Origin of the sequence: Nocardia sp. NPDC049526 (genome assembly GCF_044465765.1) — a bacterium.
Lineage (GTDB): Bacteria > Actinomycetota > Actinomycetes > Mycobacteriales > Mycobacteriaceae > Nocardia.
The window spans coordinates 18,340-39,822 of sequence record NZ_JBITMA010000004.1 but is presented as its reverse complement, the minus strand read 5'-3'; the positions used below and the strand labels follow the sequence as shown (position 1 = coordinate 39,822).

General features: G+C 66.7%; 21 protein-coding genes. 16 read left to right on the top strand and 5 right to left on the bottom strand.

Translation table 11 applies throughout. The features are described from left to right. Positions 1-34 precede the first annotated feature (34 nt). The 4 genes from rpsO to ACIBW7_RS13755 all read left to right on the top strand — a co-directional run bounded on the left by rpsO (position 35) and on the right by ACIBW7_RS13755 (position 5,895). The gene (gene rpsO, locus ACIBW7_RS13770; RefSeq protein WP_040692977.1) at positions 35-304 is read left to right on the top strand and encodes a 30S ribosomal protein S15; all 270 of its coding nucleotides are present in this window, start codon (positions 35-37) and stop codon (positions 302-304) included. A 366-nt stretch (positions 305-670) separates the two neighbouring features. After that, positions 671-2,944 carry a polyribonucleotide nucleotidyltransferase gene (locus ACIBW7_RS13765; RefSeq protein ID WP_397046593.1) on the top strand — a complete coding sequence of 758 codons (2,274 nt, stop codon included), beginning with the start codon at positions 671-673 and terminating at the stop codon, positions 2,942-2,944. Between the two features lie 80 nt (positions 2,945-3,024). Then, positions 3,025-4,335 (top strand): M16 family metallopeptidase, encoded by a 1,311-nt coding sequence (locus ACIBW7_RS13760; RefSeq protein ID WP_397046592.1) that lies wholly within the window; start codon positions 3,025-3,027, stop codon positions 4,333-4,335. A 21-nt stretch (positions 4,336-4,356) separates the two neighbouring features. After that, a complete protein-coding gene (locus ACIBW7_RS13755) occupies positions 4,357-5,895 on the top strand; it encodes a hypothetical protein (protein WP_397046591.1) in 1,539 nt (512 codons plus the stop codon). A 1-nt stretch (position 5,896) separates the two neighbouring features. On the opposite strand, the gene ACIBW7_RS13750 is transcribed toward ACIBW7_RS13755, so the two are convergent. Continuing rightward, entirely contained in the window at positions 5,897-6,226 is a 330-nt protein-coding gene (locus tag ACIBW7_RS13750) for an ArsR/SmtB family transcription factor (RefSeq protein ID WP_397046590.1), read from the bottom strand. Between the two features lie 79 nt (positions 6,227-6,305). On the opposite strand from ACIBW7_RS13750, the gene ACIBW7_RS13745 reads away from it, so the two are divergent. Together ACIBW7_RS13745 and ACIBW7_RS13740 are read left to right on the top strand one after the other, a co-directional pair. Further along, complete coding sequence (locus ACIBW7_RS13745; protein ID WP_397047058.1) at positions 6,306-7,541, top strand: MFS transporter; 1,236 nt, start codon at positions 6,306-6,308, stop codon at positions 7,539-7,541. A 49-nt stretch (positions 7,542-7,590) separates the two neighbouring features. Then, complete coding sequence (locus ACIBW7_RS13740) at positions 7,591-8,991, top strand: pentapeptide repeat-containing protein (RefSeq protein WP_397046589.1); 1,401 nt, start codon at positions 7,591-7,593, stop codon at positions 8,989-8,991. 87 nt (positions 8,992-9,078) lie between these two features. Here the strand turns inward: ACIBW7_RS13740 and ACIBW7_RS13735 are convergent, their stop codons facing one another. Beyond that, positions 9,079-9,474 (bottom strand): VOC family protein, encoded by a 396-nt coding sequence (locus ACIBW7_RS13735; protein ID WP_397047057.1) that lies wholly within the window; start codon positions 9,472-9,474, stop codon positions 9,079-9,081. Positions 9,475-9,673: 199 nt separating this feature from the next. Here ACIBW7_RS13735 and ACIBW7_RS13730 point away from each other — a divergent pair, with 199 nt between their 5' ends. After that, on the top strand, positions 9,674-10,780 hold the full coding sequence (locus ACIBW7_RS13730) for a zinc-binding dehydrogenase (protein ID WP_397046588.1): 1,107 nt from the start codon (positions 9,674-9,676) through the stop codon (positions 10,778-10,780). A 244-nt stretch (positions 10,781-11,024) separates the two neighbouring features. On the opposite strand, the gene ACIBW7_RS13725 is transcribed toward ACIBW7_RS13730, so the two are convergent. Then, positions 11,025-11,471: a MarR family winged helix-turn-helix transcriptional regulator gene (locus ACIBW7_RS13725; protein WP_397046587.1), complete on the bottom strand. Its 447-nt coding sequence runs from the start codon at positions 11,469-11,471 to the stop codon at positions 11,025-11,027. A 60-nt stretch (positions 11,472-11,531) separates the two neighbouring features. Here ACIBW7_RS13725 and ACIBW7_RS13720 point away from each other — a divergent pair, with 60 nt between their 5' ends. From ACIBW7_RS13720 to ACIBW7_RS13685, 8 genes are all read left to right on the top strand, one after another. Further along, positions 11,532-11,951, top strand: a complete 420-nt coding sequence (locus ACIBW7_RS13720; RefSeq protein WP_397046586.1) for a hypothetical protein — start codon at positions 11,532-11,534, stop codon at positions 11,949-11,951. A gap of 175 nt (positions 11,952-12,126) precedes the next feature. Then, positions 12,127-12,873, top strand: coding sequence for a 4-hydroxy-tetrahydrodipicolinate reductase (dapB, locus tag ACIBW7_RS13715; protein ID WP_327100945.1), 747 nt, complete (start codon positions 12,127-12,129; stop codon positions 12,871-12,873). Further along, positions 12,870-13,388: a hypothetical protein gene (locus tag ACIBW7_RS13710; RefSeq protein WP_397046585.1), complete on the top strand. Its 519-nt coding sequence runs from the start codon at positions 12,870-12,872 to the stop codon at positions 13,386-13,388. The genes dapB and ACIBW7_RS13710 overlap by 4 nt, the downstream gene beginning before the upstream one ends. 626 nt (positions 13,389-14,014) lie before the next feature. Next, positions 14,015-14,467 (top strand): flavodoxin family protein, encoded by a 453-nt coding sequence (locus ACIBW7_RS13705; protein WP_157124579.1) that lies wholly within the window; start codon positions 14,015-14,017, stop codon positions 14,465-14,467. A 117-nt stretch (positions 14,468-14,584) separates the two neighbouring features. Continuing rightward, positions 14,585-15,268: a response regulator gene (locus tag ACIBW7_RS13700; protein WP_040692955.1), complete on the top strand. Its 684-nt coding sequence runs from the start codon at positions 14,585-14,587 to the stop codon at positions 15,266-15,268. Then, the gene (locus ACIBW7_RS13695) at positions 15,232-16,551 is read left to right on the top strand and encodes an ATP-binding protein (protein ID WP_397046584.1); all 1,320 of its coding nucleotides are present in this window, start codon (positions 15,232-15,234) and stop codon (positions 16,549-16,551) included. The genes ACIBW7_RS13700 and ACIBW7_RS13695 overlap by 37 nt, the downstream gene beginning before the upstream one ends. Beyond that, entirely contained in the window at positions 16,544-17,557 is a 1,014-nt protein-coding gene (locus ACIBW7_RS13690) for a hypothetical protein (RefSeq protein ID WP_397046583.1), read from the top strand. The genes ACIBW7_RS13695 and ACIBW7_RS13690 overlap by 8 nt, the downstream gene beginning before the upstream one ends. Before the next feature lie 108 nt (positions 17,558-17,665). Next, positions 17,666-18,865 carry a winged helix-turn-helix domain-containing protein gene (locus ACIBW7_RS13685; protein ID WP_397046582.1) on the top strand — a complete coding sequence of 400 codons (1,200 nt, stop codon included), beginning with the start codon at positions 17,666-17,668 and terminating at the stop codon, positions 18,863-18,865. A 5-nt stretch (positions 18,866-18,870) separates the two neighbouring features. On the opposite strand, the gene ACIBW7_RS13680 is transcribed toward ACIBW7_RS13685, so the two are convergent. Together ACIBW7_RS13680 and ACIBW7_RS13675 are read right to left on the bottom strand one after the other, a co-directional pair. Then, positions 18,871-19,848, bottom strand: a complete 978-nt coding sequence (locus ACIBW7_RS13680; protein WP_397046581.1) for an alpha/beta hydrolase — start codon at positions 19,846-19,848, stop codon at positions 18,871-18,873. A gap of 65 nt (positions 19,849-19,913) precedes the next feature. Beyond that, the gene (locus tag ACIBW7_RS13675) at positions 19,914-20,360 is read right to left on the bottom strand and encodes a toxin-antitoxin system HicB family antitoxin (RefSeq protein ID WP_397046580.1); all 447 of its coding nucleotides are present in this window, start codon (positions 20,358-20,360) and stop codon (positions 19,914-19,916) included. 147 nt (positions 20,361-20,507) lie between these two features. Here ACIBW7_RS13675 and dapA point away from each other — a divergent pair, with 147 nt between their 5' ends. Further along, positions 20,508-21,416: a 4-hydroxy-tetrahydrodipicolinate synthase gene (dapA, locus tag ACIBW7_RS13670; RefSeq protein WP_397046579.1), complete on the top strand. Its 909-nt coding sequence runs from the start codon at positions 20,508-20,510 to the stop codon at positions 21,414-21,416. Positions 21,417-21,483: the final 67 nt, after the last annotated feature.

The following is a 21,483-nucleotide window of genomic DNA, read 5'->3' as shown; positions in this document are numbered from 1 at the left end:
GAGCGCGGCACTGAGAAATAGGAGTGGATGCCCCATGGCGCTGACCACCGAGCAGAAGTCGGCCATTCTCGCCGATTACGGCCTGCACGAGAAGGACACCGGTTCCCCGGAGGCGCAGATCGCGCTGCTGTCCAAGCGGATCGCCGACATCACCGAGCACCTGAAGAAGCACAAGCACGACCACCACACCCGCCACGGCCTGATGGCGCTGATCGGTCGTCGCAAGCGCCTGTCGAAGTACCTCGCCGACAAGGACATCCAGCGCTACCGTTCGCTGATCGAGCGCCTGGGTCTGCGTCGCTGATCCTTCGACACACCGGCTACCTCGGGTAGTCGACAGACCGGCCAACGGGGAGAAGTACAATCTCCCCGTTGGCTATATGTGTATGAGGGGTTATTTACTCCCCGTTTGCACGACAACATTGCACAGCCGTATGCACCCGCCCGCGTGGCGTCGGTCTTCGGTAGTGGCCTCCCGGCAGGCGAGCAGTCGCCGGCGGGCTTCGATCGATGACCGCCTCCGCGTCGCCGTTTCCAAGGGGATTCGGCCGGGTGCGCGCGTCGCAGCCAGGAGGGTTGCTGCGCGTCCGTATCCGGTACGGCTGACGAGAGCTGGATCGCGCCTACCCGGCGCTCGATCCGGCGAAGACGAGAGGTTGAGAGCAGAAAAATGTCTGAAACAACTACATCTTCGGCCATCGAGGTCGAACCCGGTGTGTTCGAATCCGTCGCGCTGATCGATAACGGCACCTACGGAACCCGCACCGTCCGCTTCGAGACCGGCCGGCTGGCCCGCCAGGCCGCCGGTTCGGTCGTCGCCTACCTGGACGACGAGACCATGCTGCTGTCCGCGACCACCGCGGGCAAGCACCCCAAGGATCAGTTCGACTTCTTTCCGCTGACGGTCGATGTCGAAGAGCGCATGTACGCCGCGGGCCGCATTCCGGGTTCGTTCTTCCGTCGTGAGGGCCGCCCCTCCACCGACGCGATCCTGACCTGCCGTCTGATCGACCGTCCGCTGCGTCCGTCCTTCGTCGACGGCCTGCGCAACGAGATCCAGGTCGTGGTCACCGTGCTGAGTCTGGACCCCAACGACCTGTACGACGTCGTGGCCATCAACGCCGCATCCGCGTCCACCCAGATCTCTGGCCTGCCGTTCTCCGGCCCGGTCGGCGGCGTGCGCGTCGCGCTGATCGACGGCGAGTGGGTCGCGTTCCCGACCGTCGAACAGCTCGAGGGCGCGGTCTTCGACATGGTTGTCGCCGGTCGCGTTGTCGAATCCGGTGACGTGGCCATCATGATGGTCGAGGCCGAGGCCACCGATAGGGTCATCGCGCTGGTCGCCGACGGTGCGCAGGCGCCGACCGAGGCCGTGGTGGCGCAGGGCCTCGAGGCCGCCAAGCCGTTCATCGCCCGCCTGTGCAAGGCGCAGCAGGATCTGGCCTCGCTGGCCGCCAAACCGACCGAGGAGTTCCCGCTCTTCCCGCCGTACGAGGCCGATGTCTACGAGGCCGTCGAGGGCACCGCCAAGCGTGAGCTGGGCGAGGCGTTGAGCATCGCCGACAAGCAGGAGCGCGAGGCGAAGATCGACGAGATCAAGCTCGCCGTGCTGGACCGGCTGGCCGACGACTTCACCGGTCGCGAGAAGGAACTGGGCGCGGCATTCCGCTCGGTCACCAAGAAGCTGGTGCGCCAGCGCATCCTGTCCGACGGCTTCCGCATCGACGGTCGCGGGCTGGCCGATATCCGTGCCCTGTCGGCCGAGGTCGCCGTGATCCCGCGCGCCCACGGCTCGGCGCTGTTCGAGCGTGGCGAGACCCAGATCATGGGCGTCACCACCCTCGACATGGTGAAGATGGCCCAGCAGGTCGACTCGCTCGGCCCGGAGACCTCCAAGCGCTACATGCACCACTACAACTTCCCGCCGTTCTCCACCGGTGAGACCGGTCGCGTCGGTTCGCCGAAGCGTCGCGAGATCGGCCACGGCGCGCTGGCCGAGCGGGCGCTCATCCCGGTTCTCCCGAGCCAGGAGGAGTTCCCGTACGCCATCCGTCAGGTCTCGGAAGCGTTGGGCTCCAACGGTTCCACCTCGATGGGTTCGGTCTGCGCCTCGACCCTGTCGCTGCTGAACGCCGGTGTGCCGCTGAAGGCGCCGGTCGCCGGTATCGCCATGGGCCTGGTGTCGGACACCATCAAGAACGACAAGGGCGAGGACGAGGTCCGCTACGTCGCGCTGACCGATATCCTCGGCGCCGAGGATGCCTTCGGTGACATGGACTTCAAGGTCGCGGGCACCCCGGACTTCGTCACCGCGCTGCAGCTGGATACCAAGCTGGACGGTATCCCCTCGCAGGTGCTGGCCGGTGCGCTGAGCCAGGCGCACGATGCCCGCACCACCATCCTGGAGGTCATGGCCGAGGCCATCGCCACCCCGGACGAGATGAGCCCGTACGCACCGCGCGTCACCGCGATCAAGATCCCGGTCGACAAGATCGGTGAGGTCATCGGCCCGAAGGGCAAGGTGATCAACCAGATCACCGAGGAGACCGGCGCCAACATCTCCATCGAGGACGACGGCACGGTCTACGTCGGTGCGACCAACGGCCCGGCGGCGCAGGCGGCGATCGACCAGATCAACGCCATCGCCAACCCGCAGCTGCCGAAGGTCGGCGAGCGCTTCCTGGGCACGGTCGTCAAGACCACCGCCTTCGGCGCGTTCGTCTCGCTGCTGCCCGGTCGCGACGGCCTGGTGCACATCTCCAAGCTGGGCAACGGCAAGCGCGTGGCCAAGGTCGAGGACGTGGTGAACGTCGGCGACAAGCTGCGCGTGGAAATCGCCGATATCGACAACCGCGGCAAGATTTCGCTGGTGCCGGTCGACGAGAACGCCGACGAGCCCGAGGCCGCCGAATCCGTTGATGCGGGCCAGGCGGAGACCGAGTAGTACTTGTCTCTGTGACGAAGAAGAAGACGACAACCCCTCTGCTCCGCGGCGAGCAGGGGGGTTCGTCTCTGGAGCTGCGGATGGACCAGATGCGGGGCACCGACGCGGGGGTACGGCGCACCGTACTACCCGGCGGGCTGCGCGTGGTCACCGAACATGTGCCCGGCGTGCGTTCGGCATCGATCGGGGTCTGGGTCGGGGTCGGCTCGCGCGATGAGGGACCGACCGTCGCGGGTGCCGCGCATTTCCTGGAACACCTGCTGTTCAAGGCGACTCCGACGCGTTCGGCGCTGGATATCGCGCAGGCGATGGACGCGGTCGGCGGCGAGCTCAACGCGTTCACCGCGAAGGAGCAGACCTGCTACTACGCCCACGTCCTCGACGAGGATCTGCCACTGGCCGTCGATATGGTCTCCGATGTCGTACTCAACGGCCTGTGCCGGGCCGAGGACGTGGACGTGGAGCGGCAGGTGGTGCTCGAGGAGATCGCCATGCGCGACGACGATCCGGAGGATCTGGTCGGCGACGCATTCCTGTCCGCGCTCTTCGGTGATCATCCGATCGGGCGGCCGGTGATCGGCTCCATCGAAACCATCGAGGCGATGAATGCCGCGCAGTTGCGCGGCTTCCATCTGCGGCGCTACCGGCCGGACCGGATGGTGGTCGCGGTCGCGGGCAATGTGGAGCACGACCACACCGTGGAATTGGTGCATCGCGCATTCGCGCCCCGGCTCGACCCGACCGCCGAGCCGGCCCGCCGTCGCGAGGGCCGCTTCCGGCCGCACAGCGTACCTGAGCTGCACTGGTGCCATCGCGACAGCGAACAGGCACATCTGGCCTTCGGCGTGCGCGCCTTCGGGCGGCACGAGGGGGAGCGGCGCTGGCCGCTGTCGGTGCTCAATACCGTGGTCGGCGGTGGCCTGAGTTCGCGGCTGTTCCAACGCATTCGGGAGGAACGCGGACTGGCTTACTCGGTGTATTCCAGCGTCGACACCTTCGCCGATACCGGCGCGTTCTCGGTGTACATCGGCTGTCAGCCGGAAAACCTCGGCAAGGTGGCGACATTGGCGCGCGGGGTGTTGGAAGAGATTGCGGCCAATGGCATTACCGACGCGGAATGCGCGCGCGCCAAGGGGTCGTTGCGTGGCGGACTGGTGCTCGGTCTGGAGGATTCGGCATCTCGGATGAACCGGATCGGTCGCAGTGAACTGAGTTACGGCAACCACCGCAGCGTCTCGGAGACGTTGACGCGCATCGATGCGGTGACCACCGATGAGGTTTCCGCGATCGCCCGCACCCTGCTGGCGCGACCATTCGCGGCCTCGGTGGCCGGACCGTACCGGCGTACCCGGGACTTGCCCGCCGCGGTGCGGCGATTGGTCGAGGACTGAGGTAGATCAACCTGGTGGCCGGTGCGATTCGCGCCGGCCACTGATCCGATCGGGGTGGATATGACGGGATCGGCGCTGGGGCGTGCGGAGGTGGCGGTCGAACTCGGACGGCTCGACGAGGCGCGCCGGATCATCGGCGAGGCATTGGTCGAGCGACCGCACGATCCGGTGTTGCTGGAACGCATGGCCGACATCGCTTATCGACTCGATCAGACCGACGAGGCGCTGCGCTATGCGACCGCGGCGATCTCCGCCGATCCGGCGCGCATCGACGCGTACCTGACCGCGGCCCTGGCCTACGACGCCTACACCATGCGTGACGAAGCACAACGGCACGCCCGCATGGCGACCCGGTTGGCGCCCGACAATGTCGCCGCCCTGCTGGTGCTGGCTCGGGTCATCGCCGATGCGGCAACCTCCGATAAACCGCGAGCCGAAGCCCGCGATGCTCTCGAAAGGGCGACGCAACTCGCCCCCGCACATGCGGACACACACGCCCACGCCGCGGAAACCTATCGGCGACTACATGATTCGGATGCGGCCCGACGCCACGTCGAGGCCGGTCTCGCCGAGGATCCGACGCATGCCGAACTGCTGCAGACCCGCGCGCGGCTGGACTTCGAGAACATCGCGACCAGGGATAAGGCGGTCGCGACGCTGCGTGGACTGCTCGGCTCGAATCCGGGCAATGCGGGTGCACGCCGGCTGCTCGCCGAAATCATGTGGCGGGCGCTGATCAGGCTGGCCGCTTGGGTGTGGTTCTTCGCGGCCGCCGTGGTCTTCCTATCGATGTGGATTCCCGCGGGGGGCATGCGGGTGCTGACACCGGCGCTGTTCGTGGGTGTCCTGGGTGCGTGGTTCGGCGTGTTCCGGAAGCTGAGTAGTCAGCTGCCGCGGGGATATATGCGCAAGCGGCTGCTGGGGCGTCCGGAAGCGCTGTCGGCGTTGGTGATCGGGTTGCTCTCGAGTTTCGTCGCCGATATCGGTGCGCTGGTATTGCGATCGGATTGGTCGGCCGTGGATGTGCGCGGCGGGTACGTCGTAGTGCTGGTCGGGGTGGTGGGTGCCGCGCTGGCGCATCTGATGCTGTTCGGGGCGTGGGTCGTGCGGCGCGACGGCGAGTCGGATCGCAGTGCGGGGGAGGAGTTCGCGCTGCTGAGCGTGATCATCGTGATCGGTGGCGGGCTGCTACTCGTCGGAATGCTTGCCGCGCTTCGGCATTGGTCTCGCCAGCCCGCGGCGTTCGGGGTGTTCGTCGCCATCGTGGGCATTGTGGTTGTGACGTTGCTGCTCGAGATTCTGCTGGTGCAGGCGCTGGAGTACCGGTGGCGGATGTTCGACGCGTATGTCGGGGGCGTGCTGTTGGTCGCGGCGTTGATGGCGCTCGCGATCTGGTGGGGTTCGCAGCAGACCGCGACGCAGACCTTCCGCAGCGATGAGCGAACTCCGGTGCCGACCGCCCCGAAGTCACCGCCGCCCGTTCCGACCTTCCACTTCACACCGCCGCCCGTTCCGACGTTCCATTTCACGGCGCCGCCGCTGCCGACCCCCACGCGTTAGATCAGTCGTTGCGGGCGCGGTTGGCGGCCTCGACGATCGAGGGCAGCAATCCGGGCAGGGCATTGTCGAGGTCCTCGGAACGCAAGCGCTGGCAGGTCTGCCCGTCGATAATCAGTCGCTCGATGACACCGGCTTCGCGCAGAATCTTGAAGTGATGGGTGGCGGTCGACTTGTTGATCACCTCATAGAGCGCACCGCAGCGCACGGCGGTGCCCGCATTGCTCAGCCGGCGCACCATCTCCAGTCGGACCGGATCCTGCAGGGCGCCGAGCACGGCGGGTAACGAGGCGACCGGAGGTGCCTCGGCGGCCGATTCCTTAGTTTCGGTCATGATCTACCTCACAGTGGTTTGATGGTTATCGTACCGGCTGTATCGTCTATTGAAGTTCGATCATCATCAAACTTACCTGATCGGGGTTCCGATGGCAGCGACAATGACGGTGGCGGCCGACCAGCAGACCTCTCAGCGCTGGGCCTATGCGCTGATTCTGGCGGCGAGTGGCGTGGCGCTCGGCGTCTCCGGGGTGCCCGCGCCGCTGTACGGCATGTATCAGAAGGAATGGCATTTCACGCCGCTCACGACGACCTTCGTCTTCGCGGTATACGCATTCGCGGCGCTGGCCGCGGTGCTGGTTTCCGGTCGTATCTCCGATGTGGTCGGTCGTAAGCCGGTGCTGCTCGGCGCATTCGCCACCATGATCATCGGGCTGGTGGTGTTCCTGTTGGCCGACAATGTCGCGATGCTGTTGATTGCGCGGGCGCTGCACGGGCTGGCAGTCGGCTCGACGGTGGTCGCCGGTGCCGCGGCACTGCTGGATCTGCGGCCGAAGCACGGTGCGCGGTCCGGTCAGCTCAGTGGTGTTGCCTTCAATGTGGGTATGGCCGTGGCGATTCTGGGTTCGGCATTGCTGGCGCAGTACGCGCCGCATCCGCTGCGCACGCCGTATGTCGTCATCACGGTGGTGTGCCTGCTCATCGGCCTTGGTGTCGTCGCATTGCGGGAACCGCATACCGCTCGGATCGCCGGACGCATCACGATCGCGAAACCAGCGGTGCCGCAGGAGATTCGCGGTGACTTCTGGTTCTCCGCGCTGGGTGTGATGGCGGCCTGGTCGGTGCTGGGCGTACTGCTGTCGCTGTATCCGTCGCTCGCCTCGGCGGAGACCGGCATCCACAATCTGGTCTTCGGTGGCGCGGTCGTCGCGTCGACCGCGGTGGCCGGTGCCACGGCCCAGCTGTTCGCGACCGGAATTCCGGCGCGGCGCGCGGCAATCGGCGGTGATACCGGCATGGCGGTGGCACTGGTGCTCACCGTGCCCGCATTGCACACCGGCAACTGGGTAGTGGTGCTGCTGGCCGGAGTATTGCTCGGCGCGACCTTCGGACTCGGCTTCGGTGGTTCGCTGCGGCATCTGTCCGAGGTTGTGCCGCAACACAAGCGCGGCGAGACCATGTCGGCGTACTACCTGCTCGCCTACACCGCCATGGCGCTGCCGACCATCCTCGCCGGCTGGGCGGCCACCGAATGGGGTCTGAGCGAAGTGTTCCCATGGTTCGTCGGTGCGGTCGCCTTCGCCTGCCTGGTGGCGGCGGCGCTCGGGCTGCGCCGGAACCAGGAAGCGAAAACGCAAGGGGCGCAGGGGTAGCCGATCTTGTGCGGTAGTCGGCGAGCGACAATCCGGCTACCATTCGGTGATGCGATGGGGGCGGTTCGGCAACCGACTACACCGCGCGGCACTGTTGCTCGCGGTGTTGGGTGCGGTTGCCGGTGGATTGGTGATTGCCGGGCTGACCTGGTGGTTGTTGTGGTGGCTCTTGGGTGCGAAGGCTGAGACGCCGAATCAGTTGGACCTCACCAAGATCGCGCTGTCGGTGGCCGCCGGGGTTGGTGGAGCGGTCGCGCTGGTGGTGGCGTATCGGCGGCAGCGGGATCTGGAGCGCGGGCGGTTCGCGGAGTTGTTCGGTGCGGCGGCGCGGCAGTTGGGGGATGCGGACCCGGCTGTTCGGATCGCCGGGGTGTATGCGATGGCGGGTGTCGCCGACGAGTTCTCAGCACCGAGTCGCAGGCAGCAGTGCATCGATGTGCTGTGCGGGTATTTGCGGCTGCCCTATGATGCGGCCGGTGGATCCAACCATCTTGTCTCGCGGGCTGAATCGGCCGATGAGGCGGGCACCAAGATCGAACGGGTCTACCAGTTCCGGCAGAACGATCGCGAGGTGCGCCGCACCATTGTCAAGGTGATCGCCGACCATCTGAAGCGGTCCGCGGATATCTCCTGGTCGGCACGCGACTTCACCTTCAACGGCGCGGTCATCGAGAAGGCCGACTTCCGGTACGCCGTATTCGCGGGCAGGCATACGTCTTTTGCGCGCGTGGTGTTCAGCGATAAAACCATGTTCGAGCGAGCGCTTTTCGTGGGTCCGCACGTCACGTTCCGCGATGCGAGCTTCCGGGACGGACCAGTGTCGTTCGACCGGGCGGAGTTCGGGACGAATCGCGTCGAGAAGGCCGAATTGGCTGGATTCGGAACCACCTTCGCCGGTGTCACCTTCGAAGGTTCGGTGTCGTTCGAGGGCGTCAGCTTCAGTGGCCCACGCACGACATTCGCCGGAGCTCGCTTCCTAGGCTCTCGAACCTCATTTCAGGACACAAGGTTCCAGGCAGAGCTGACCTCCTTCGAGCGTACGGTCCTGGACGGTGAGCACATCGCCTTCGACCGCGCCGAATTAGCAAGCCCCCGTATCACCTTCAAGGCCGCACAGTTCTACGCCACGCTCACCGCCTTCGACGAGGCGAAGATCGGTACGCCGAATCGACTACGCAACAGGGGCACTCGCGAAACCGACTTCTCGCAGGCCGAATTCCACGGCGGTGTCAGATTCCCGCGCACCGTACTCGGCGGGCGCGTAGTCGATTTCACCGAAGGCGACTTCTTCGGCGACATCTCCTTCGTCGGCACCCGTTTCGCCGCCCAGGAAACCCACTTCGATCGCCCGAAGGCCTGGGTGGGCACCCACTTCGATTGGGATGACGCGCCGACCCGCAAACCGACCAGCGTCAAACCCAATCCCTGGCCGCCGACCGCTGCGGTGTGACGCTCAGCCGACCCGCGCGAACAGGCCGGGCTTCTCGAACCAACCTGTCGGGGCAGCTACGGTTGGCGGCTGCCCCGACGGTGTGCACTACGTCGGCCAACCGCCGTACGGGACGGTGATCAGCTCCAAGAAGTGGCCACTGGGGTCCAGGAAATAGACGCCGCGACCGCCATCGTTGTGGTTGATCTCGTTGACACCCTGTTGGCGGGGGTCGGCCCAATGCTCCAGCTTGTAGCGCTGGATCTTGGCGTAGGCCGCGTCGAACTCGGCCTCGGAGATCAGGAATGCGTAATGCTGGGGCTGGATTTCGGTGATGTGTTCCGGCACGTTCGCGAAGTCGAAGGTGACTCCATTACCCGTGGGAAGTGGGATGAACGGGCCCCACTCTTTTCCTAGTTCCAAACCCAGGATGTCCGACCAGAATTCGGCGGATACCCGATTGTCGCGACATCCGACAATGGTGTGATTGAACTGAACTGACAGGGGATTTCTCCTTGTGTCGTGACGGTCCCGACCCCGGGCTCGGTACAAGGCGGCCTACGGGAGCACCGTCACGGGCGTCGAGATTAGCGAATGACTCCCCACCGTGCCACTCTCAGTGATCGCGACCATGTTTCCTCGACCGCGTGTCCGGCTGTGACCCGCTTCTCTGTCTGTGACGCTGCGCGGTAGCGTCGGTGGAATGAAGATTCGAGGGGCGGTCCTGGAGCGGATCGCAGCGCCCACGCCGTTCGCCGAGTCGGCGCCGATCACCGTCTGCGAGCTGGACCTCGGGGAGCCGGGGCCGGGTGAGCTGCTGGTGCGGATCGAGGCCGCCGGGCTGTGTCATTCCGACCTGTCGGTGGTGGATGGAAACCGGGTACGACCGGTGCCGATGCTGCTCGGGCACGAAGCGTCGGGCATCGTCGAAGCGATCGGGCCCGGCGGCAGTGATCTCGCGGTGGGGCAGCGCGTGGTGATGACCTTCCTGCCGCGCTGTGGGGAGTGCGCGGGCTGTGCCAGTGACGGCCGCACGCCGTGTGGGCCGGGCAGCGTTGCCAATAATGCGGGTGAGCTATTGAACGGTGGGCGGCGGCTGCACCGCGAGGGGGCGGAGGTGCACCATCACCTCGGCGTGTCCGCCTTCGCGACGCACGCCGTCGTCGACCGCCGATCGGTGGTCCCGGTCGATGCCGATGTGCCGCCGGAGGTTGCCGCGGTACTGGGCTGCGCGGTGCTCACCGGTGGTGGTGCGCTGCTCAACTCCGCGAAACCCGGTGTGGCAGATCGGATCATGGTGGTCGGGCTAGGTGGCGTCGGCATGGCGGCTGTGCTCGTCGCGGTGTCGCTCGGTGCGCACGAGGTGATCGCCGTCGACACCGTGCCGGAAAAGCTGGCTCTCGCAAAGGAACTCGGCGCGAGCACCGCATATACACCGGCCGAACTCGCGGAACAGGGTATCCAGGCGGATATCGTGGTCGAGGCCGCAGGCAATGTCCGCGCGTTCGAAACCGCTGTGGCTGCAACAGGACCCGGCGGTACGACTGTCACCGTCGGACTGCCTGCCCCCGATGCCCGTGCGAGCATTTCGCCCCTCGCGTTGGTTGCGCAGGGCCGCACCATCATCGGCAGCTACCTCGGCTCGGCGGTGCCCTCCCGCGATATTCCGGAGTACGTTCGCATGTGGCGCGAGGGTCGGTTGCCCGTCGAGAAGCTGGTTTCCTCGCACGTCGGATTGGACGAAATCAACCGCGCCATGGATGAACTCGCTGCCGGGCATGCGCTGCGGCAGGTCATTGTTTTCGATTAGCGCGCGGCGGTGTTTCGTCCTCTCTGGCCTGCGCGGTTGTCGCGTGGGTGCGCGACCTGAAGTTGCTCCGGGCGCGGTGGCAGGACATGGCCGAGGTCGGCGGCGGTGGGACCAGCCAGGTCCGGCTCGCTCGGGACACCGTCGCCGAGCGTTGCCTCGCGGGTCTCGGACGACCATCTGTGCGGGGATCTTGTCATCGCCGCCTACCGTGCGAAGCCGGTCTGGTCTTCCGCGGCGGCCGCTTTCAGGTACCCGCTCCGGGGCGTTCGTCGAGGGCGTCGACGAATCGTCCGAGCAGGCGGGCGAATTCGGTGCGCTCTCGGTCGGTCCACTCCGCCATCGCTGCCGCCATGGCGCTGCGGCGTCCGTCGCGCGCTGCGGTTACGGCGGCGCGTCCGGCGGCGGTCAGTCGTAGGACGGCTCGCCTGCCGTCCTGCTGATCCGCCACCCGCTCGAGGTGGCCGGATGAAACTGCCTGGGCGACAAGGCGACTCGCGCGTGGCTGATCGACGCCCAATGCTGGGGCCAGGGTTCCGACGGTGTCCGCATTCGCGCCGGCTACGGCGTCCAGCACCCGGAACACCGCGATCGGCACCGGCGAATCTTTGCCGAGTGCCCCGCGGGTCTGTCGCCGCCGGATCCGCACCATCGCCGACTCGACGGCCGCGGTCACCGCATCGCGCTCTTCCATCCCGCCCACTTTCATGTCATATTACATATAGTTGTAATTCTACATGTAAGCGGAGGAGCCATGGCCGAGAAACGCATGATCGGGTACTTGCTGAAGGAGCTGGATCGACTGATCAATGAGCGATTCGAGGAGGACCTCGCTGCCGGCGAGCTGAGTCGCAGGCATTGGCAGATGGTCCATTCGCTGGCCGACGGTGTGCGTCCGGCCGCCGAGGTGCGCGATGGTCTCGCGCCCTTCTGGGAACACGACAGCGAATGGGAGGCGGAGCTCACCGGACTCGTGAATCGCGGCCTGATGGTCGACAACGCGGGCACGTTGGAGCTGACCGATGCGGGTCGCAGCGTTCACGACCAAGCCTTCGTCCGCATCCGCAAGCGCCGCCGCGCCATGGTCGAGGGCATCACCGACGAGCGGTACGCCGAGACAATCCGAACGCTCGAGCAGATGGTCGCGAACATGTCGGGCGCGCAGGTCGCGTGAGCGAACGCCGGCGAGTGAACCATCAGCACAGTGCGCCATCGCGCACAACGGAGCCGAGCGTCAGCGAGGCGCAGTCGTGCGCGATCGGCCGCGCGCCGCGGGAGGTCGGCGACCGGGGCGCGCGTGGGCTCGATAGGGTTGCGGTACGGAAGTGGAACCAGGAGGTGCGGTGGCGGTGACCATACGGGTCGGAGTGCTCGGTGCGCGGGGGAAAGTCGGTCAGGCGATCTGTGCGGCAGTGCAGGCGGCCGACGATCTGGAGTTGGTCGCGACCGTCGACAAGGACGATTCGCTCGAGTCGTTCACCGAGTCGGACACGCAGGTGGTCGTCGACTTCACCAATCCCGATGTGGTGATGGGGAATCTGAAGTTCCTGGTGGAGCGCGGAATTCACGCGGTCGTCGGGACCACCGGATTCGATGAGGGGCGCCTCGACGAGGTGCGCGGCTGGTTGGCCGGGCGGCCGGAGACCGGTGTGCTCATCGCCCCGAACTTCGCCATCGGCGCCGTGCTGTCCATGCGCTTCGCCGAGCAGGCGGCGCGGTTCTTCGACTCGGTCGAGGTCATCGAACTGCATCACCCGAACAAGGTCGACGCGCCCTCGGGCACCGCATATCGCACCGCGGGCCTGATCGCCGCCGCGCGGGACAAGGCCGGAGTCGGCCGCAGCCCCGACGCCACCACCCAGGAACTCGAGGGCGCGCGCGGCGCCGATGTCGACGGCGTGCGGGTGCACTCGGTGCGCCTGGCCGGACTCGTCGCACACCAGGAGGTGCTCTTCGGCACCCAGGGCGAAACCCTCACCATCCGCCACGATTCCATCGACCGCTCCTCCTTTGCCCCCGGCGTATTGCTCGGCGTCCGCGAGATCGCCAATCGCCCAGGCCTGACCGTCGGGCTCGACCCGTTCCTGGATCTGTGACACAGGAACCGGTCCAGCCGGAAGACCAGGGCTCGGACACCGACGCGCGCGGCACCGACGTCCGCAAGGTCGTCGCATTCGTCGCGGCCCTGGTCGTCGTGCTCGGCTTCTACTTCGTATTGCTCGGCCGCATCGCGCTCAGCCTCATCGGTTCCGGCGACCTCGCCGCCGTCGTCATCGGCATCGGCGTCCTGATCCTGCCGCTGCTCGGCGTCTGGATCGTCGTCGCCACCGTCCGTGCGGCCCTGGCACACCAACACCTGGCCCGCCGCATCCGCGACGAGGGCCTCGAACTCGACACCTCGGACCTCCCGCGCCGCCCCTCCGGCCGCATCGAACGAGCCGCCGCGGACGAACTCTTCAACAAGGTCAAACAGGAATGGGAGGCCGACCCCGACAACTGGCGCGTCTCCTACCGCCTGGCCCGCGCCTACGACTACGCCGGCGACCGCACCCGAGCCCGCGAAACCATGCGCCGCGCAGTAGCCCTGGAAAAACTGGACCACACCCCCTGACGCATCGCCCTCGCCTAGACGCACCTGAATCTGGTCAGACGATCACCATGTATTGGTGCAGGCAAACATCGAGAAGGCCCTGCCACCAGTGCATTCTCATGCGCTGGGGTGCTGTGGTCGGGTGACGCACACCCACATCCCGCAACCGGGCGATATCACACGATGTCACAGCCTCCGCCCGTCGCCTTCTGGTCACCGGGGGGCTCGAATTCGGACGAACGATCACCATGTAGTGGTGCTGGCAAACATCGAGAAGGCCCTGCCATCAGTGCATTCTCGTGGGATCGATGTGTCCGGCGATTGCCATGCCCCATGTGCCCGCGTCAGCGCGTCGGCATGCAGCTCGGAGACTGGAATGAAAGAACCCCCACACAGAGCAGTCCCCGGTAGTCTCCATCGAATCCATGAGTTTCAGTCGTCGCTGACAGCTCCGGTATTCGACTGGCTTGCCGGGGGCCTGGCCAGATCCTCGAAAGTGTCTCCCATGTTTTTGGACGTCTCCGCCGACAGTTCGGCACTTCCGGTTTTCTGGTGTAAACCTTTATTCTCCTCCTATTTTGTCGCCAGTCAATAGCCGGGCGCCGAAGATCCGACTCGAGTTCAAGGGCGGCAGTACGCTGCTGGATGTGCCACGGCTGCTGATCATTCATCACACTCCGTCACCGCATATGCAGGCGATGTTCGAGGCGGTTGTCTCGGGAGCGACGGATCCGGAGATCGAGGGGGTGGAGGTCGAGCGCAGGGCCGCGCTCGCGGTCACCGCGAGCGATGTGCTGGCCGCCGATGGTTATCTGCTCGGTAGCCCGGCGAATCTGGGCTATATGTCCGGCGCGCTCAAGCATGCGTTCGACACGTTCTACTACCCGTGCCTCGATTCGACGCGCGGTCGGCCGTTCGGCTTCTATCTGCACGGCAATGAAGGCACCGAGGGGGCCGAACGGGGTGTGCGAAGCGTGACCACCGGACTCGGCTGGGAGCAGGTTGCCGCGCCGGTCATCGTGATGGGCGCGCCCGGTAAGGAGGAGATCCAGCAGTGCTGGGAACTCGGCGCGACCGTTGCGGCGCAGCTCATGGGGTAATGGGCGTCCCCCGAATTTTGGTGTCTGACCGGTATCCGGCGGATCCGGGCATACTACGAGGCGACGTTGTAGCGGCGGGGATGTGACGAGTTTGCTCGGGAACGGAGTATCGAGGTGATGTGGGCCGAAGGGGGCGAAACAGCACCGCGCCGGATCGGGCTGGTCGAAGACCACGAATCGGTGGCGATCGGGCTTGCCGCGATGCTGGCGCCGGAACCCGATCTCGATCTGGTGCTGACGGCGGGGACCGTACCGGAACTGCTTGCGGCGGCGGCGAATAGCGCCCCGCTGGATCTGGTCGTTCTGGATCTGCGACTGGCCGACGGATCCTCGCCCGAAGACAATGTGCGCGCGCTGCGCAACCGCGGCGTCGAGGTCCTCGTATTCACCGGCGCGGATAACGCGTTCCTGGTGCGCGCCGCGGCGAAGGCCGGTGTGCTCGGCGTGGTGCGCAAATCCGAGGATGTGCCGACGGTGGTCGCGGCGGTGCGCCGCGCTGCCTCGGGTGAGCAGGTGGTGACCACCGACTGGGCCGCCGCCATCGACGGCGATCCGCAACTGTCCGACGTTGGTCTGAGCCCGCGCCAGGAAGAGGTACTCACCCTCTACGCCTCCGGTGAGAAGGCCTCTCGCGTCGCGCGGCTGACGGGTCTGTCCGAGCAGACCGTCAACGATTATCTGGGGCGCATCCGGCAGAAGTACGCCGATGCGGGTCGTCCGGCTCCCACCAAGACCGACCTCTACAAGCGGGCGGTAGAGGACGGATGGCTACCGGTTCCCGAGCGGCATCCGCGCGGATGACCGCGTCCAGCGCGCTGGACACCTCGATAACCACTGCGAGCTCCGCCGACCCGTTCCGGGCGAGTCGGTGGCGCCGTGGGCGGACCGCGGTGTCCAGGGAGAAGATTATCGAAGCCGCCTCGGATCGCATTCTGCGCCGGATGGGCCTGGCCGTCGGAATCGCCGGTGTGATCGTCGCGATCGTCGAACTACCCGACATTGCCGACCAGGCCAAATTCGTCTCCGGCCCGTGGGCGAGCCTGGTGGTGGGCGTGGCGCTCGGCTGGTTCCCGGTGCTCGCGGTCGTCTCGTTCACCATGGGCCGCAGGGCGATTCGCGTGGTGGCCGGTGCGGCCGCGGTGAGTTATCTTGCCGCGCTTACGACCATGCCGTTCATCTATGCCGTGCCGTTGACCGACACCACATCGGTGTGGATGTATCGGGTGATCGCGCTCGGCGTGCTGGCGGCCGTATTGGCCTGGCGTCCGGCGCTGGCCACCGGCTATCTCGTGGTCGGCGCGGCCACCGCGGCACTGGCGAACCGGTATGTGCTGCCCGATGCGACGGTCTGGTCGCTGATCGGCGATTTCGCCAGGGCGGCCGGCCTGTGCGCGCTGTTCCTGTGGTGCTGCGTCTACGCACTCGCGGCGGCCGCGCGGGTGGACCGGGAATCGGTGATCGCGAGCCGCCGCGCGGCCGCGGTGGCCGGTGCCGCGGCACGCGATCGTGAGCGTGCCCGCTTCGCCGCATTGATCCACGACGCGGTGCTGTCGACCCTGCTCGACGCCTCGCGGGCGGGCGCCGAATCGCCGGTGCTGCGCAGTCAGGCCGAACGCACGCTGGAACAACTCGACGAATGTCGCGGCACCAATACCGAACCCGACCGACTGGACGCGCAATCGGCGATCGGCTTCCTGCGCTCGGCTATCTACGAGGTGAATCCGGGCATCCGATTCACCGCGCGCCGCTGGGCCGGACTCGATGACCTGCGCCTGCCGGTGCACGCGGCGGGCACCATCGCCGCCGCCCTGGCCGAGGCGGCGCGAAATAGTCTGCGCCACGCCACCGTTGCGGGCCGCACCGTGCAGCGCACCGTCACGGTGACGATCAGTGCGGGCGGTATCCGTGTCGTATTCCGTGATGACGGCGCGGGTTTCGATCTGGACCGGGTGCCCGCCGATCGGCTCGGCGTCTCGGTCAGCATCCTCGGCCGGATGCGTCAGCTGGCCGGTGGCGCCGGATTCGTGGAATCCCAACCGGGGGAGGGGACCACGGTGACCTTGGTCTGGGGTGGCGATGGCTGATACCGATAACGAATTCGGCCTGCGCGATCTGCTCGGGCTGCGAGACCGGTCGGCCTGGCTCTTCCTGGTCATCTTCGAGGCGACGATCCTGCTGTACATGGTGCGCAATTTCGCCGAATCGCCGCTGCTGCTGGCCGCGACCGCGCTGGTGTTGGTGGCCGGTGCCGGAGTGTTGGTCCTGGTGATCCCGGTCGATCCGCTGCCGCTGCCCGCAGCCATCGCGGTGGCCGCGGCCGGCCCGATCGCGGCGGCGCTGACCACCGTGAGTATCGACCACGGCATGTCCAAGCAGGTCTGGACCGCATTCGCTTCGTCCTATGTGCTGGCGGTGCTGGTGGTGCGCGGCCGATTGGGCGTGGCGTGGTGCGGTGTAGCGGGCATCGCGGCGGTGATCGCGGTGGTCGGTGCGACGAACGGCCTGCGGGTGGTGGTCGGATCCATCGTGCCGATCGCCACGGTGGCCGGGGTCTCGATCGGCGCGGCGGTCATGCGGCCGATGCAGCGCTCGTTGCGGCTGCTGCGTGAGGAGGCGACCATGCGCGCGGCCGCCGAGGCGACCATGGCCGCGCAGAACGGCGAACGGGATCGGCAGCTGGCTCGGCTGGACAAGGTGGCCCGGCCGATTCTGGAACGCATCGCCGACGGCGCCGAACTCACCGCGGGCGAACGCGAAGAGTGCAGGCTGCTGGAGGCCGAACTCAGGGACGGTCTGCGCGCACCGCAATTGGTGACCGACGAATTGAGCAGTGCCGCCCGCGGAGCGCGTTCGCGCGGAGTCGAGGTGGTGCTGCTCGACGACGGTGGATTCGCCGGGGTGCCGAAATGGGTGCGCCAACAGGTGATCGAATCGGCGACCCGGGAATTGGATGCCGCCAATGCCGGTTCGGTGACCGTGCGGGTATTGCCGATGGGCCGACGGGTACTGGCCACGGTCCTCGCGAACGCACCGGATCGGGATCGGCGCACCGAGATCGATACCGCGGGTGCGGTCAGCGTTTCGACATAGCCGTCACGAGTTGCCACCCGGCTGATCGGCACCGCGCCCGGTCACCGGATGCCCGGTTTGCCGGTACGACGGCTCAACCTGTCGGTGCGGCATGGCATTGTTCGGTCCATGCGGAAGATGAGTGCGGTGGCCGCGCGTCGGACGGCGCTGGCCGCGCAGGGTTTCGGACGGCGCAAACCGGCCGCGCCGACCCGGCGGACGATCCTCGACGTGCTCGGCAGAACTCAACTGCTGCAACTGGATTCGGTATCGGCGGTGGTGCGCGCGCACTACGCGCCGGTCTTCAGCCGGATCGGCGGTTACGACCGAACGGTGCTGGACGATGCCGCGTGGAGCAATGGTGTGCGCCGCCCGCGGCGTCTGGTCGAATACTGGGCCCACGAGGCCGCACTGATCCCGGTCGAGGACTGGCCGCTCATGCGCTGGCGCATGCGGAAATACGAACACGGGCGCTGGAGCGGCATGCGCCGCGCGACCGAACGCAATCCCACCCTCGGCAAGGACATTCTCGACGTCATCACCGAGGTCGGTGCCGCCACCGCCGGTGAGGTGGAGCGCCACCTCGAACTGGACAAGCCGCGCCCCAAGGGCTCCTGGTGGAATCTCAGCGACACCAAGATGATCTGCGAGGCGCTGTTCGCAGCAGGTGTGCTCTCGGTCGACAAGCGGGTCGGGTTCACCCGCCACTACGACCTGGCCGAGCGAGTGATCCCGCCGGAGATCCTGGCGCGCGACGTAGCCGAGGCCGAGGCGGTCCGGGAATTGGTGCTGCGCGCGGCCACCGCACTCGGCGTCGCGACCGAGACCGACCTGCGCGACTACTACCGCCTACATCGCTCACAAACCGAACCGGCCATCGCGGAGCTGGTCGATGCGGGGGAGTTGGAACCGGTCGAGGTGGCGGGCTGGGGTAAGCCCGCCTATCTGCGCGCCGGTGCCTCGACACCGCGCCGAATCGAGAGCGCGGCCTTACTGTGCCCCTTCGATCCACTCATCTTCTTCCGAACCCGCACCGAGCGGATCTTCGACTTCCACTACCGGATCGAGATCTACACGCCGGAACCCAAACGGGTGCATGGGTATTACGTATTTCCGTTCCTCCTGAACGGACAACTCGTGGGGCGGGTCGACCTACGTGCCGAGCGTGCGTCAGGCAGGCTGCTGGTGCCGGGTGCGTTCGCCGAACCGGGGCACAGCACTCCCGAGACGGCGGGGGCGCTCACCGACGCGCTGCGTGAGATGGCCGAGTGGCTCGAACTCGACGAGGTGGTGATCGGCGATCGCGGCGATCTCGCACCGCTGTTGTGAACTGCTCAGGCCGATTTCGGTTTCCGCGCGGACTGCGATTCCACTCGCGCCACGAACTGCTCGACGTCATCGAGCGCGTCTTCGGCCTCCGGCAGCAGCCGATGCGGCAGCTGGAATACATGGAACATGCCCGGCCACGTCTGGACCTCGCAATCACCGCCCGCCGCGCGCAGTGCCGCGCCATATGCTTCGGCATCGGCCGACAGCACCTCGGCGGCGCCTGCCTGCAAAAGGATCGGCGGTAGATCCGGCCCGACCGCACCGAGCACATTCAGCCGCGGGTCGTCGAAATGGTCCGAGCCGGTGTAGAGCTCGGTCAGCTTCTGCGCCGCCCGCACTCGCATAAAGGCGTCATCGACGTGCGGTTCGCGCTCCCGCGACAACGTCCAGGTCGAGTCGACCAACGCCGAGAACCCGACCACCGCCTTCGGCTGCGCGAGCCCCAGCTCCCGCAGCTGCACACACAACCCGAGCGCGAGATGTCCGCCCGCCGAATCACCCATGACGACGATGTCCTCGGCCGCATGCCCGCGAGCGAGCAGCCACAGGTAACCGTTGAGCGTGTCATCGTGGGCAGCGGGAAACCGGTGCTCCGGCGCGCGGCGATAGTCCAGGCTGAAGGCCGGTCGGTCCAACCGCCGCGACAGCTCGCTGACCAGGCCGCGATGAGTTCCCGGACTGCACCCGACATAGCCGCTGCCGTGCAGGAAGTAGAGCACGGGACGGCCCGGTTCGGGCGCCACGCCGACCCACTCGCCCAGCAACCTGCCTCGGGGTCCGGTCATATCGATCGCCTTGTGCGGCAACGTTCGTGCGAATCCAGCGGTGCACGCCAACAGCAGCACGGCGCGAGCGAGCAGCGCACCGGGTCGAACCGGTAGCAGCGGCGAAAGCAGTTGCGGACCGCGGACGACAACCTTGGCTGCCAGGCTCAGTCCGCGCCCGGCGAGCGACGGACGGCGGGCGTGATCGACGTTGACCATAATTCGATTGAATCAGCCGCTGGGTCTGCTTGCAATAGTTAGCGGTACCTGAAGTGACATTCAAATCAGCTGTCGCGCTTGGGCCCGTACCCGCGCATCTGGTCGCGCACTGCACCGCTGACGGCATTCGACAGCCACGAGTTCAGCGAAACCCCGCTGGCCGCAGCGGCTTCCTCGGCCTTGGCCTTCAATTGCTCGACCATCCGCAGGGTGACTCGGCTGATATCGCCGGTCATCTCCTCGATCGTCGGATGCTCGTTTTCCGCCGCCGGATTCTTTCGGACGTCGACGGTCGCATCGGTGCCGTCCACCGAGACGTGAACTGTACGGTCGCCGAGCTCTGCGCTGACCTCTGCGGCGAGGTCCGATAGCGCCGCGAGCAGTGCCAATCGTGCCGAACTCTCCGTCGCAGCGGCCAGGGCGGCGGCGGTGGCCTGGGTCTTTTCGTCACCGAGCGCGGCGGCCGCGATCAGGTCCTCGCGTAGCTGTGCGGTGTATTTGTTCAAATCCATGACATCAGTGTGACGCCATTCATGGCGTCACGCAAGGGCGGATTTGACATCATGATCGGATACTGGGAGGTGAATCACTCGCCGTGGCAGGCCGTTCGGCGATGACGGTGTCGAGGCTGTTCCCGGGAGCGGGTAGCCTTTCTGACCATGACGAACGGTGAATCGACGCCTACGGAGCTGCGCGCGTCCGGCACGGTAGGTGTCGCGATGGTGACTCCCTTCGGTGCCGACGGCAAGCTCAACGTCGATGCCGGGGTCGCACTCGCGGCTCGCCTGGTCGACCGCGGCGTCGATTTGCTGGCGATTTCCGGTACCACCGGGGAATCACCGACCACCACCGAATCGGAGAAGGCGGATCTGCTGCGCGCCGTCGTCGATGCCGTCGGCGCTCGCGCCACCGTGATCGCCGGCGCGGGCACCTATGACACCGCGCATTCGATCGAACTCGCGCGCAACGCCCAGCGTGCGGGCGCGCACGGCCTGCTCGTGGTGACCCCGTACTACTCCCGGCCGACCCAGGATGGCCTGATCGCGCATTTCACCGCCGTCGCAGATGCCACCGACCTACCGGTCACCCTGTACGACATTCCGCCGCGCTCGGTGGTTCCCATCGCCAGCGACACCATTCGCAAACTCGCCGAACATCCGCGCATCGTCGCGGTCAAGGATGCCAAGGGGGATCTGAACGCGGGCGCGGATCTCATCGCGAATACCGATCTGGCCTTCTACTCCGGTGACGACGCGCTGAACCTGCCGTGGCTGTCGGTCGGCGCGACCGGATTCATCAGTGTCATCGGACATCTCGTGCCCGAGCGGCTGCGCGCCCTGCTCGAGGCCTACACCGCGGGTGACGTGGTGCGCGCCCGCGAGATCAATGCGGGCATGTTGCCGTTGAACGCCGCGATGTCGCGACTTGGTGGTGTCGCGATGAGCAAGGGCGGGCTGCGTCTGCTCGGTGTGGATGCCGGCGAACCGCGGCTGCCGCAATTGATGCCGACCACCGAACAACTCGATGCCCTGGCCGCCGACCTCCGGCTGGCAGGGGTGCTTTCATGAGGAGTGAGCGAATCAGAATCACCGCATTGTCAGACATGATCGAACCGACCAGTAGTGAGGTGCAGTC